Genomic DNA, 12,267 nt, shown 5'->3' on the forward strand with positions numbered 1-12,267 from the left:
CGCTCCGTTAGTGCGACAACTGATGCGTTAAGATCGTGCCACGTCGCTGTCCCCGAGCAAACGGATTGCCCCGTGACGACACCCCCAGACCCGGAACCAGCGGCGGAGGCGGCGCCGGAAACGCCGCCGGGCCCGGCGGAGACCCGGCCACCACCGCCACGCCGCAGGCCCGGCGGCCGCACCGCCCGGGTCCGTGCCCAGGTGCTCGACGCGGTCCGCGCGGAGCTCGGCGAACACGGCTACGACGGGCTCACCACCGACGGCGTCGCCGCCCGCGCCGGCGTGCACCGCACCACGGTCTACCGACGCTGGGGCGACGTGGGCGCGCTGCTCGCCGACGTGCTCGACGCCGCGGGCGACGACGACTGGCAGCCACCGGACACCGGCTCGCTGGAGGAGGACCTGACGGCGCTGAACCAGGAGATCCAGACGGCCATGACGGCACAGCCGCCGGTCATGGAGGCCCTGATCGCCGCCTCGTTCCGCTCCGAGAAGGCGGCCCAGGCCCAGCGGCGGCTCTGGGAGGACCGGTACACGCGCTGCGACATCGTCGTCGGCCGGGCCATCCGGCGCGGCGAACTCCCGCCGGACACCGACGCCCGGCGCCTGCTCATCGCCGCCACCGCACCGCTGTACCACCACCTGGTGCTGCTGCGTACGCCGCTGGACCCGCAACTGCCCCGCCACGCGGCCCGCACCGCCACCCTCGCCGCTGCGGCCGGCGCCTTCGCCCGGTCCCCGTCGGCGCCCGGCAGTTGAGCGGCACGGTCAGCCGTTCCGTACATCCTCGCGCCGCTCCACGCGGGCCGGCGCCCTCCGGTGCGGCGGCCCCGCGGTGCGGGACGGCGGCGCGGCCGACGCGCTACGTCGCCCGGGTGAGCGCGCCCGGTGTCCGGCCGGTGAGCCGTTTGGCCTCCCGGGTGAAGTGCGCCTGGTCGGCATAGCCGGCCGTCGCCGCAGCGTCACGCAGCGGAACACCGGCCCGCGCCAGGTGGAGACCGCGCTGAAAGCGGTGAATCCCCTGGAGCGTCTTCGGCCCGTAACCGAACAGCCGGTTGCTCAGCCGGTGCAGCGAGCGCACCGACAGACCGTGCAGCTCCGCCGTCTCGCGCACGCTCAGCCCCTCGCGAGCGGCGCTGTCCAGCGCGGCCGCCCTCCGCAGGCCACGGCGCTCCGGCTCCGCCCGCTCCCACAGGGCGACGAAGACCCGTTCCAGCGCACCGGCCGGGTCCTCACCGAACGACGGGCCCCCGTAGGCCGGAAGCCTCACCAGGTCGGACAACACGACGCGCCGGTCCGTCAGCTCGTGCGCCGGCACCCCGAACAGCGCGTGCCCCACACCGGGAGCCAGCCGCAGGCCCCAGGTGACCTCACCGGCACGGGTCCGCGCGAGCATGCTCCGGGTATCGGGGCCCGCCACGATCAAGCGCTCCCGGAACCACATCAGATCCAGCACGCCATCGGGATCGACGCGATGCTCCGGGCCGTCCGGGACCACACACCACACGAGCGCGCCCGTCCGCGCCCCGCGTCGTGCGGTGTAGCTCCCCACCGGCGATCCACCTCCGTCGTACCCGGCCATCGTAGGACGGAGGCGGGCGCCCCCTCCGTACCACCGTCGCCGCCCGCACCACCCGCACGGGCCGGCGCCCGCCGGACCCGCGACCGCTGCCGGCACCACCGTCACCGTCCCGGCGCAGTGCGGAGCCCACCGCGCGGATCGGCAACGAGCGGGGCACCCCGACCGCCGGCAGCCGCGCCCGAAGGCTCTCGCCGCACCGCCCGCGCCGGACGGCGCCCCGGCACCACCCGACCGGCCCGCTCTCCGCGCTCCCAACAGCCCAACTGCGGGTGCGCGGAAGGCCGGACCGTGGCGAGATGAGGTCATGCCTCACCACTCTGAGAAGCAGCGCTCCGCCCCGGTCAAGGGGCCCATCGGCGCGGCCCGCCGGGCCGGGCGGCGGTTGTCGGCCCTGACCGGCCACGCGGTGGACGGTGTCTCCGCCGTCAGCCCGCTCGAGGACGGGTGGCGGGTACGCGTCGACGTGATCGAGGTGCCCCGCATCCCGGACACCACCAGTCTCATGGCCACCTACGAGGTCGATCTCGACCACAACGGCCGGCTCGTGCAGTACGAGCGGGTGCGCCGCTACCGGCGCTGCGCCACCGACGACTAGCCCCAGCGAAGCCCGGGGCCGAGCGGCTCCGGGAACGGACGACCGAGGGAGAGCCCATGAGCACGACCACGACCACCTATCGCGAGGATGTCGCGTGCGTGCCCCGCACCGGCACGCTCTACGACGTCATCGACATCATTCTCGACCGGGGCATGGTCATCGATGTCTTTCTGCGGGTCTCACTGGTCGGAATCGAGATCGTCAAGATCGACATAAGGATCGTCATCGCCAGCGTCGACACCTATCTGCGGTTCGCCGAGGCATGCAACCGCCTGGACCTGGAGGCGGACAGCCGCAGCCGTACCGTCCCCGAGCTGTTCGGCGGCATGGGCGGCGGTGGCGGCATGGTCCGCAAGGCGGGCGAGAAGGGTGCCAAGAAGGCCGCCGAGGCCGGCGAGAAGAAGGTCAAGGGGGTCGCCGGCCGGACCAAGAAGGCGATGGGCGGGGCGAAGGACAAGGTCAAGAGCGCCATTCCGGGCGCCGACTGAGCCATGGAACGACCGAGCGACTGAACGACGGAGCGAGGCTGACTGAGATGGACCAGGTCTACGCGTACGGCATCGTCCGCACCGGACACCGGCTGCCGCCCGGGGCGACGGGGGTGGGCAGCCCTCCCGAACCCCTGCGCGCCCTGCCGGTGGGCCAGCTGACCGCCGTGGTCAGCGCCGCCCCGGCCGGACTGCTGGCCCGGCGCCGCGATCTGCTCGCCCACCAGGAGACGTTGCTGGGGCTGGCGGCCGAAGGCCCCGTCATCCCGATGCGGTTCGGCTCCGTCGCCCCGGACGAGGAGACCCTCCGCACCCGGCTGGCCGACGCGCCGCAGGAACAACTGGCGCTCCTGGAACGGCTGGACGGCCGGGTCGAGATGAACCTGAAGGCTCTCGTGCTGGAGGACGGCCTGTCCGAACTCCTGCGGGAGGACAACCAGGTGCGTCGGCTGCACCGGGAGTCCAGAGCACGGCCGGGATACGAGAGCAGCATCAGGCTCGGCCAGGCCATCGCGGAGGGCCTGGGCCGGCGCGCGGCCAGGGCGGCGGCCCGCACCCTGGAACGGGTGGGGGCGCTGGCCGAGGCGACTGCCGCCGGGCCGGAGATCGAGGGTTGCGTCCTCAACATGTCCTTCCTTCTCGGCCGGGACGCGCAGGAGGAGTTCCGGGCGGCCGTCGAGTCCTGCTCCGCCGCGTATCGCGGGCAGGTCGAGCTGCGGTTGTCCGGGCCGTTGCCCTGCTTCAGCTTTACCGGGGTCCCGGCCGCGCCGGAGCGGGCACGCCCTCGCGCCAGAGCCGGCCCCCGCGCCGGCCGGGCCCCGGATCCGGCCACCACGTCCGCCCGTTCCGCTCCCACCACCCCGGGGGCCTGACCGCCATGGGTCTGCTCACCGAGATCCTGCTGCTGCCTCTGGCCCCCGTCCGGGCGACCGCCTGGTTCGCCGGCCGCATCGCCGACGCCGCCGAGGAGGAGCTGTACGACCCGGCCCCGCTGATGGCGCGGCTGCGGGAACTCCACCGCGCGCTGGAGGACGGCGAGATCGACGAGGAGGAGTTCGAGGCCGGGGAGGAGCGGTTGCTGCTCGCCATCCAGCAGCGACAGGACCCCGACCACCCCTCCCCGCCCCCTGTCACCGACTGAGCCACGTACGAGGAAAGGCGGCAGTACCGATGGACAACAGCAAGGCCGCGCTGGCGGCCGGAATCGCCGGGGGCTATGTGCTGGGCCGTACCCGCAAGGCCAAAGTGGCCTTCGCCATCGCCACCTACGTCATCGGCCGCCGCTTCCCGCTCACCCCGCGGCACCTGGCCGAGGAGGGCGGGCGCAGGCTGCGGGAGCATCCCCGGTTCGGAGCGCTGAGCGATCAGGTACGGGGTGATCTGCTGGAGTCCGGCCGCAGCGCGGTCATGGCCGCGGCCACCGCCCGGATCGACGCGCTCTCCGAAGCCCTGCGCCGCGGCGCCCAGGCCCTGGAGGGCGTCTCGGCCGAGCAGGAGCAGGAGCAGGAGCCGGAGCAGGAGGAGCCGGAGCCGGAGCGCAAGCCGAAGCCGAAGGCGAAATCCGGCGCCGGGTCCGGGCCGAAGGCGAAACCGTCGTCCAAGCCGAAGCCCAAGGCCAAGGCGGGGACCGGAAAGAAGGCGCCGGACAAGAAGCGGTCGCCGAGCAAGAGCAGTCGGTCCAGGGCATCGGAGGCATCCTGATGGCGAAGTCCCAAGAAGCGACGCAGACGTCCGACGGCGGCGTGAGCGGCAGCCTGGAACGGCTGCGGGAAGAACTCACCGGCTACCTCGGCGCCCGCGCCCACCACCTGACCCGGGCGGCGGGCCACCGGGTGCAGCACATGGCGGGGCGGCTCGCCGGCGCACCCGCCTCGGGAGCCCGCAACCTGGTGAAGGAAGCGGCGGTCGAACCGGTGAAGAAGGCGGCGATCGATCCGGTGAAGAAGGTCATCCCGGGAATGGGCGGCGGCGACGAAGGGGAGAAGGGGGAGGGCGGGGACGGCAAGGGCGAGGCCGACGGGATGAAGTCCACCTTCATCATCGAAACCGTCGACGTCGGCGTGCCGCTGAGCGTGTGCTACAACCACTGGACCTCGTTCGAGGGGTTCGGCAAGTTCATGAAGGGTGTGCAGAACGTCGAGCGCTCGGACGACACCGAGAGCGACTGGCGGGCCAAGATCGGCCCGTCCACCCGTACCTGGAAGGCGACCACTCAGGAGCAGGTGCCCGACGAGCGCGTGGAATGGACCTCGGAGGGCTCCAAGGGCACCACCCGGGGTGTGGTGTCCTTCCACGAACTGACGCCCCGGCTCACCAGAATCGTGGTGGTCGTCGAGTACACCCCGGCCGGCTTCTTCGAGAAGACCGCCAACATCTGGCGCGCACAGGGCCGTCGGCTGCGGCTCGATCTGAAACGGTTCCAGAGCCATGTGACGCTCGCCGCCGCCGAGGACGAACCCGAGGGCTGGCGCGGGGAGATCAGGGAGGGCGAGGTGGTCCGCGGGCCCGAGGACGAGGAGCCGGAGGACCAGGAGGAGAACGAGGACGAGGACGCGGAAGGGGAGTGGGAGGACGAGGACGAGGAAGAAGAAGAAGAGGAAGGCGAAGAGGGCGAGGACGACGAGGAAGAAGAGGACGAGGGCAAGGGCAAGCGCAAGGGCCGGAAGCGAGGCCGCCGATGACCTCGACCCGCCGGACGCTTCAGCCCCTGGAGGCGTACGAGCCGCTGGAGCCGTACCCGCCCCGCACCGCCAACCTCGCCGACATCCTGGAGCGGATCCTCGACAAGGGCGTGGTCATCGCGGGCGACATCAAAATCGACCTGCTCGACATCGAACTGCTGACCATCCGCGTCCGGTTGTTCATCTCCTCCGTCGACACCGCGCGCAAGGCCGGCATCGACTGGTGGGAGACCGAGCCCGCGCTCTCCTCCCGGGCCGCCCGCGACGCCCTGTACGACGAGAACAAGCGGCTCCGGGAACGGCTGTGCGAACTGGAGACCACCAGCGATCACCGGCGCGACCGGCACAAGGAGTCCGAGACCGCATGACCGAGCCCACGGCGCACCGCCCCGACGATCAATCCGGTTCCACCGTCTGCGTCTTCGCGGTCTGCCCCGCCTCCGCCGCCCCTGTGCTGAGCGGGGTCGCGGGGCACACGGGCGGTGGGCCGGTGCGCCTGCTGACGGCCGGGCCGCTGGCGGTGGTCGCCCAGAACGTACCGGCCGCCGACTTCGCCCCCGAGACGCTGCCCGAGCGGCTGGGCGACCCGGCCGAGCTGGAGCGCTGCGCCCGGGACCATCACGCCGTCATCACCGCCGTGGCCCGTACCGCGCCCGTCGTGCCCTTTCCCCTCGCCACGCTCTACCTCAGCGATGAGCGGGCCGTGGCGGCCGTCGCCGAGCGGGCGCGGGGCTTCGTCCGGGTCCTGGACCGGCTGCGGCACCGCACGGAGTGGGGGGTCAAGGTCACCGCGGCCCCCGGCGCACCGGCCCCGGCCGCGCCGGAGCTCGCCGCTGCCCCCGCCGACGGCCGCGCCTACCTCGCCCGGGTACGCGGCCGGCAGCAGGAGCGCGAGGAACGGCAGGAGGTGGCCTGGCGCACCGCCGAGCGGGTGTACGCCGCGGTACGCCGCACCGCTGTGGCCGCCCGCCGGCTGCGGCCACAGGATCCGGTTCTCGGCGGCGGCGGACCGCGCCAACTCCTCAACGCCGCCCTGCTGCTCGACCACCACCGGGCGGCGGAACTGCGCGAACTGGCCGGCACCCTGGCGGCCGACCCCGCGATCGCCCGGCACGCCCGGATCGAGGTGACCGGCCCGTGGGTCCCGTACTCCTTCGCCCGGCTCGACCAGTGCGACGAGGAGGAGCGCGCCGATGCCGTCCTCTGAGACGATCCCCTGGCAGGGCGAGCAGGGCCCGTACGGGCCGATCGGGGTGCCGCTGGTGGACCTGCTGGACCGGGTGATGGCCACCGGCGTGGTGATCAGCGGCGATGTGGTGATCGCGATCGCCGAGGTGCCGCTGGTGCGGCTGTCCCTGCACGCGCTGCTGTCCTCGGTCAGCGACCGGATGCCGGCGCCCTGGGCGGACGGTGGGCCGTGGTGACCCCGGAGCGCCGCATGGATCTGGACGAGGGCTCGGTGGGCCGCGACCTGGTGGCGCTGGTGCTGACCGTGGTGGAGCTGTTGCGGCAGCTGATGGAACGGCAGGCGCTGCGCCGGGTGGACTCGGGCGAACTCTCCGAGGAGCAGATCGACCGCATCGGCACCACCTTGATGCTGCTGGAGCAGCGGATGGGCGAGCTCCGTACCACCTTCGGCCTGCGGCCCGAGGACCTGAACCTCGACCTGGGGCCGCTGGGCTCCCTGCTGCCCCGCGACTGAGCGGTCCCGGCCCGGCCCGTGGTGCGTCCCGCCCGCCGCCGGTTTCGCCGCCCTGGTTCCGGTCACCGGCGGTGAGTGGGACGGGCAGGTGTGATCTCCGCCGTGCGAGGTACCCGGGGGCACGGGGAAGGAGCACAACAGAGGAGGGCGGCCCCGGCGAACAGGCGGCCGGTCGGCCGTGGCCCCGCCCGGCGAGGGCCCCGCCGTCGGCTGTCGGCCGCGCCCCCCCGCACCGACGACGACAGGAGCTGGCCCATGAAGGCCGCCGTATGGCACGGCAAGCGCGACGTCCGGGTCGACGAGGTCCCCGACCCGGTGCTGCAGCAGCCCACCGACGCCCTGATACGCGTCACCTCCACCGGGCTGTGCGGCTCGGACCTCCACCTCTACGAGGTCCTGGGCCCGTTCATGACCCCGGGCGACATCCTGGGCCACGAGCCGCTGGGGGTGGTGGAGGAAGTCGGCTCCGAAGTGACCGGCATCGCGCCCGGGGACCGGGTGGTGGTGCCGTTCCAGATCGCCTGCGGCACCTGCTTCATGTGCCGGCGCGGACTGCAGACCCAGTGCGAGACCACCCAGGTACGCGGGCAGGACAGCGGTGCCGCGCTGTTCGGCTACACCAAGCTGTACGGGTCGGTGCCCGGCGCCCAGGCCGAGTATCTGCGCGTCCCGCAGGCGCAGTACGGCCCGGTCAAGGTCCCCGACGGGGTGCCGGACGACCGCTACCTGTATCTCTCCGATGTGCTGCCGACCGCCTGGCAGGCGGTGGAGCAGGCGGCGGTCCCGGCCGGCGGCAGCGTCGCCGTGCTGGGACTGGGGCCCGTCGGCGACATGGTCTGCCGCGTCGCCCGCTTCCGGGGCGCCGGTCAGGTCATCGGCATCGATCTGGTGCCGGACCGCCTGGAGCGGGCCGCGGCCCGCGGGGTGCAGACCCTCGATCTGGAGGTGCACGAGGACATCGCGGCGGCCGTCCGCGACCTCACCGCGGGGCGCGGGCCGGACGCGGTGATCGACGCGGTCGGGATGGAGGCCCACGGCGGGACCGGGGGCGCCGCGCTCCAGGGACTGGCCGGGCTGCTGCCGTCCGCGCTGGCCGAGCGGATGGCGGGAAAGGCGGGCGTGGACCGGATGGCCGCGCTCTACCTGGCCATCGACATGGTGCGGCGCGGCGGCACCATCGCGCTGAGCGGGCTCTACGGCGGCATGGCCGACCCGCTGCCGATGCTCACCCTGTTCGACAAGCAGATCACGCTGCGGATGGGGCAGGCCAATGTGAAGCACTGGGTGCCGGAGATCCTGCCGCTGCTCGGCGAGGACGATCCGCTGGGCGTGGACGACTTCGCCACCCACCACCTCCCCCTGGAGCGGGCCCCGGAGGCGTACGACCGGTTCCAGCTCAAGGAGACCGGCAAGGTCGTGCTCCGGCCCTGAACGGCGGCGGCAGCGGCAGCGCCGGCCAGCAGGACGGCGTCGAACTCCACGGAGCGCGCGGTGGCGAACGTCCGCCGCACCGTCACCGGGTCGTTCTCCGCGTCCAGTACCCCACCCGTCGCGGCGATGACCAGCGGCACCAGTCCCGCCGCGAGCGCGGACTGGCGTACCGTCCGCACCCCTTCGAGGGCCCGGCCGTCCCTTCCGTGCGTGACGATCCCGATCACCCGGCCGTCCAGCGGCCATTCCTTCCCCAGCTGGGAGAGGGCGGGGGAGGCCTGGACCGCCGGCAGTCCGGCCGGGGACGTGGGGCCGGGCAGTCCGAGTCCGGCGGCGACGCGTTCGCACAGCACCGGGTCGATGCGGGCCAGCACCCCCAGCATCCGTTCCTTGACGGCCTGCTCGTAGCACTTGCCCAGCTCGAAGGTGTAGGCGGCGATGATGTGTTCGCGTTCCACCGGGGTCATGCTCAGCCAGAACCGGCGCGGCTGGCTGAAGTGGTCCTCGAAGCTCGCCGCCGCCTGCCGCACGGTGCGGCAGGCCGGCACCTCGCGGGGCACCTCGATGTACACCCCTTCGCCCGCCCCGGCCAGGTACGAGAACAGCCGCCCGGCCAGCAGCGGGTCGTCGGTGATGTCGATGCCCGGCACCAGGTGCCCGGGGTGGAAGGCCACCTGTTCGGTCTCGGCGAAGTAGTTGACCGGGTTGGCGTTGAGGGTGAGCAGCCCGATGGGGTGTACCGGGGCGAGTTCCTCGGGAACGATGTGGGTGGGGTCCAGCAGGCCGATGCCTTCGAAGAGCTGTTCCTCGGTGTCGGCGAAGATCTGCACACCCAGCTCCCACTGGGGGTACGCGCCCGCCTCGATCGCGTCGGCCAGATCGCGCCGGTGGAAGTCGGGGTCGATCCCGCCCGTCAGCGGGGCTTCCTCCCAGACCATGGAGTGCACGCCCAGGCGCGGTTTCCAGTGGAACTTCACCAGGGTCGTCTCGTCCCCGGTCGTTGACCAGCTGGAAGGTGTGGATGCCGAAGCCCTCCATCATCCGGTACGAGCGGGGGATGCCGCGGTCGGACATGTTCCACAGGGTGTGGTGGGTGGCCTCGGTGTGCAGGGCGACGAAGTCCCAGAAGGTGTCGTGGACGCTCTGGGCCTGCGGGATCTCCCGGTCGGGGTGCGGCTTGCCGGCGTGGATGACGTCGGGGAACTTGATGGCGTCCTGGATGAAGAAGACCGGGATGTTGTTGCCGACCAGGTCGAAGGTGCCCTCGGTGGTGCAGAACTTCGTCGCGAAGCCGCGGGTGTCGCGCACGGTGTCGGTGGAGCCGCGCGAGCCGAGCACGGTGGAGAAGCGGACGAAGACCGGGGTGCTGACGTCCTTGCCGAGGAACGCGGCCTTGGTGATGTGGCCGGCCGTGCCGTAGCCCTTGAAGACCCCGTGCGCCGCGGCGCCGCGCGCGGGCACCACCCGCTCGGGGATCCGCTCGTGGTCGAAGTGGGTGATCTTCTCCCGCAGGTGGTGGTCCCGGAGCAGGATGGGGCCGCGCGGCCCGGCTTGGGGGCAGGGGCTCCCGTACCTGCGTGGGCTCGGCGGGCGAGGGCGGCTGGGCGGCGGGCCGTCCCAGGGTCTCGGACGGGGGGTCGCCCGGGTCGGCGGCGGCGCGGGAGGGCTCGGGCAGGGAGGCTCCTGGGGTCGCCGGGGACGGACGTGGTCCGATGTTCGGACAAAATGAACAAAGCGTCTCCACTGGAGCAGCCGGGCGGCGCCGGGTCGAGGACGCTCCGGCGGGTGTGTTCCGGGCTCGTGCCGTGGTCCTCCGTCACGCGCGGTCGCCGCCGTCACCCGCATGGAGCAGTGCGCGGGCGGTACGGATGCGCCGGTCGGGTGAGCGGCCGACGGTGGGAGGTGGCCCACGAGACCGAGCGCGCAGCGCGCACCTGGAAGGGACTGCCATGCCCATCTGCACCACTCGCGACGGCGTCGACATCTTCTACAAGGACTGGGGAAGCGGCCGGCCGGTCGTCTTCATCCACGGCTGGCCGCTCAGCGGCGACGCCTGGCAGGACCAGCTGAAGGCGGTGGCCGATGCCGGCTTCCGGGGCCTCGCGCACGACCGGCGCGGGCACGGACGTTCCACCCCCGTCTTCGACGGCTATGACTTCGACACCTTCGCGGACGACCTGAACGATCTGCTCACCGGCCTTGACCTGCGGGACGTCACGCTGGTGGCGCACTCGATGGGCGGCGGTGAACTCGCCCGCTACATCGGCCGGCACGGCACCGGCCGGATCCGCTCGGCCGTCCTGCTGTCCGCGATCACCCCGCTGATGAGCCGGTCGCGCGGCAACGCCGAGGGCGTACCGGACGAGGTCTTCGACCAGATCAAGCAGGGCATCCTGGACGAGCGCTCGCAGTTCTGGAAGGACACGGCCGAGGGATTCTTCGGCGCGAACCGGCCCGGCAACAAGGTCACGCAGGGCAACAAGGACGCGTTCTGGCTCATGGCGATGGACGAGACGATCCAGGGCGGGGTGGCCTGTGTGGACGCCTTCGCCTACACGGACTTCACGGAGGACCTGAAGAAGTTCGACATCCCCACCCTCGTGGTGCACGGCGACGACGACCAGGTGGTGCCCTTCGCCGCCACCGGCGTGAAATCCGCCGAACTGATCGACGACGCCACCCTCACGGTGTACGAGGGCGGCTCGCACGGCATCGCCATGGTCCGCGGGGACAAGGAGCGGTTCAACGCCGACCTGATCGAGTTCCTCGCCCGCTGAGCACGCCGGGAGCCGCCGGGGCCCGGCGGCTCCAGGGACAGGGTGACGGCCGCCCGGCGGACGGTCCGGCCGTCAGGGCAGCAGGACGATCTTGCCCTGGATGTGGCCGGTGGCCAGGTGTTCGTAGGCCGCCCTCACCTCCGTCAGGGGGTAGGTCGCGGCGATGGGCACCTCCAGGGCGCCGTCGGCCACCAGCGCGGCCAGTTCGGCGAGGACCCCGGCGCCCGTGGCGGCGGACGCGCCGTCCATCCGCACCCCGTACCGCGGCCCCTCGGTGAAGTCGGCGACGGTGTTGACGCGTTCGGGTGCCACGCCCAGATCGATGGCGAGCCGCACATAGCCGGTGCCGTGCGTGTCGATCAGCGCGTCGATCCCGGCGGCGCGCAGCCGCTCCTCCAGTCCTTCGCCGTAGCCCATCGGCTGGATCCCACGCCCGCTCAGCCAGGAGTGGTGCGCGGGGCCGGCGATGCCGATCACCTCCGCCCCGGCGTGCCGCGCCAGTTGCGCGGCGATCGAGCCCACGCCCCCGGCGGCACCGGCCACCGCGACCCGGTCGCCGGGACCGGCGGCGACGGCGCGCACGCACGCGTACCCCGTGCTGCCGGCGATGGCCAGTGAACCCGCCACCTCCCAGGGCACGTTCGGCGGCTTGGCGGTCAGCTGCCCGGCCGGCACGCTGACGTACTCGGCGTGGCCGGCCCGCTCGTCGGTATAGCCCAGGACCTCGTCGCCGGTCGCCACCCCCTGCGCCCCGGGGCCCGTCCGTTCCACCACGCCGGCCAGGTCGCTGCCCTGGCCCGAGGGGAAGGTCGCCGGCCACCGGTCGTGCAGGAGCCCTTCCCGGATCATCGCCTCGCCCGGGTTGATGGCCGCGGCCAGCACCCGCACCAGCACCCGGTCCCCTTCCGGCTCGGGGACGGCTACGTCCGCCACCCGCAGCACCTCGGGACCGCCGTACGCGTCGAACAGCACCGCCTTGGGCATACCACCACCACTTCTCGCCGTTGTCGC

15 protein-coding genes and 1 pseudogene are annotated in these 12,267 nt (G+C 72.9%); 13 read left to right on the top strand and 3 right to left on the bottom strand.

The genetic code is table 11. The annotated features are described in order from the left end of the window. Positions 1 to 72: 72 nt before the first annotated feature. Positions 73 to 759: a TetR/AcrR family transcriptional regulator gene (locus SXIM_RS24550; protein WP_375878900.1), complete on the top strand. Its 687-nt coding sequence runs from the start codon at positions 73 to 75 to the stop codon at positions 757 to 759. A 103-nt stretch (positions 760 to 862) separates the two neighbouring features. Here SXIM_RS24550 and SXIM_RS28740 read toward each other — a convergent pair whose 3' ends face one another. Further along, on the bottom strand, positions 863 to 1,888 hold the full coding sequence (locus SXIM_RS28740; protein WP_342783634.1) for a helix-turn-helix domain-containing protein: 1,026 nt from the start codon (positions 1,886 to 1,888) through the stop codon (positions 863 to 865). Between SXIM_RS28740 and SXIM_RS24560 the strand changes: the two genes are divergently transcribed. The 11 genes from SXIM_RS24560 (at position 1,887) to SXIM_RS24610 (ending at position 8,479) form a co-directional block, all read left to right on the top strand. Beyond that, positions 1,887 to 2,177 (top strand): gas vesicle protein GvpO, encoded by a 291-nt coding sequence (locus SXIM_RS24560; protein WP_030731328.1) that lies wholly within the window; start codon positions 1,887 to 1,889, stop codon positions 2,175 to 2,177. The two genes, SXIM_RS28740 and SXIM_RS24560, sit on opposite strands and share 2 nt — an antisense overlap. 56 nt (positions 2,178 to 2,233) lie before the next feature. Further along, positions 2,234 to 2,665: a gas vesicle protein GvpJ gene (gene gvpJ, locus SXIM_RS24565; protein WP_043177427.1), complete on the top strand. Its 432-nt coding sequence runs from the start codon at positions 2,234 to 2,236 to the stop codon at positions 2,663 to 2,665. A 47-nt stretch (positions 2,666 to 2,712) separates the two neighbouring features. Further along, positions 2,713 to 3,537 carry a GvpL/GvpF family gas vesicle protein gene (locus SXIM_RS24570; protein ID WP_046725143.1) on the top strand — a complete coding sequence of 275 codons (825 nt, stop codon included), beginning with the start codon at positions 2,713 to 2,715 and terminating at the stop codon, positions 3,535 to 3,537. 5 nt (positions 3,538 to 3,542) lie between these two features. Next, on the top strand, positions 3,543 to 3,806 hold the full coding sequence (locus SXIM_RS24575) for a gas vesicle protein GvpG (protein WP_046725144.1): 264 nt from the start codon (positions 3,543 to 3,545) through the stop codon (positions 3,804 to 3,806). A 29-nt stretch (positions 3,807 to 3,835) separates the two neighbouring features. After that, positions 3,836 to 4,366 (top strand): hypothetical protein, encoded by a 531-nt coding sequence (locus SXIM_RS24580; RefSeq protein WP_053116293.1) that lies wholly within the window; start codon positions 3,836 to 3,838, stop codon positions 4,364 to 4,366. Beyond that, a complete protein-coding gene (locus SXIM_RS24585; RefSeq protein WP_030731339.1) occupies positions 4,366 to 5,346 on the top strand; it encodes an SRPBCC family protein in 981 nt (326 codons plus the stop codon). Before SXIM_RS24580 ends, SXIM_RS24585 begins: the two co-directional genes overlap by 1 nt. Continuing rightward, entirely contained in the window at positions 5,343 to 5,714 is a 372-nt protein-coding gene (locus tag SXIM_RS24590) for a gas vesicle protein (RefSeq protein WP_078635408.1), read from the top strand. The genes SXIM_RS24585 and SXIM_RS24590 overlap by 4 nt, the downstream gene beginning before the upstream one ends. Continuing rightward, the gene (locus SXIM_RS24595; protein ID WP_046725145.1) at positions 5,711 to 6,553 is read left to right on the top strand and encodes a GvpL/GvpF family gas vesicle protein; all 843 of its coding nucleotides are present in this window, start codon (positions 5,711 to 5,713) and stop codon (positions 6,551 to 6,553) included. Before SXIM_RS24590 ends, SXIM_RS24595 begins: the two co-directional genes overlap by 4 nt. Beyond that, on the top strand, positions 6,540 to 6,770 hold the full coding sequence (locus SXIM_RS24600; RefSeq protein WP_030731353.1) for a gas vesicle protein: 231 nt from the start codon (positions 6,540 to 6,542) through the stop codon (positions 6,768 to 6,770). The genes SXIM_RS24595 and SXIM_RS24600 overlap by 14 nt, the downstream gene beginning before the upstream one ends. A 14-nt stretch (positions 6,771 to 6,784) precedes the next feature. After that, positions 6,785 to 7,048: a gas vesicle protein K gene (locus SXIM_RS24605; RefSeq protein WP_046725905.1), complete on the top strand. Its 264-nt coding sequence runs from the start codon at positions 6,785 to 6,787 to the stop codon at positions 7,046 to 7,048. A gap of 255 nt (positions 7,049 to 7,303) precedes the next feature. Beyond that, positions 7,304 to 8,479 (top strand): zinc-dependent alcohol dehydrogenase, encoded by a 1,176-nt coding sequence (locus tag SXIM_RS24610; protein ID WP_030731359.1) that lies wholly within the window; start codon positions 7,304 to 7,306, stop codon positions 8,477 to 8,479. A gap of 2 nt (positions 8,480 to 8,481) precedes the next feature. On the opposite strand, the pseudogene SXIM_RS28355 reads toward SXIM_RS24610, so the two are convergent. Further along, positions 8,482 to 10,324: pseudogene (locus SXIM_RS28355) on the bottom strand (catalase); the annotation flags it as partial. 104 nt (positions 10,325 to 10,428) lie between these two features. On the opposite strand from SXIM_RS28355, the gene SXIM_RS24620 reads away from it, so the two are divergent. Continuing rightward, complete coding sequence (locus SXIM_RS24620) at positions 10,429 to 11,256, top strand: alpha/beta fold hydrolase (RefSeq protein WP_030731363.1); 828 nt, start codon at positions 10,429 to 10,431, stop codon at positions 11,254 to 11,256. A gap of 72 nt (positions 11,257 to 11,328) precedes the next feature. Here the strand turns inward: SXIM_RS24620 and SXIM_RS24625 are convergent, their stop codons facing one another. Next, the gene (locus SXIM_RS24625) at positions 11,329 to 12,240 is read right to left on the bottom strand and encodes an NADP-dependent oxidoreductase (protein ID WP_046725149.1); all 912 of its coding nucleotides are present in this window, start codon (positions 12,238 to 12,240) and stop codon (positions 11,329 to 11,331) included. Between the last annotated feature and the right edge of the window lie 27 nt (positions 12,241 to 12,267).

The organism is Streptomyces xiamenensis (genome assembly GCF_000993785.3).
Classification (GTDB): Bacteria; Actinomycetota; Actinomycetes; order Streptomycetales; family Streptomycetaceae; genus Streptomyces; species Streptomyces xiamenensis.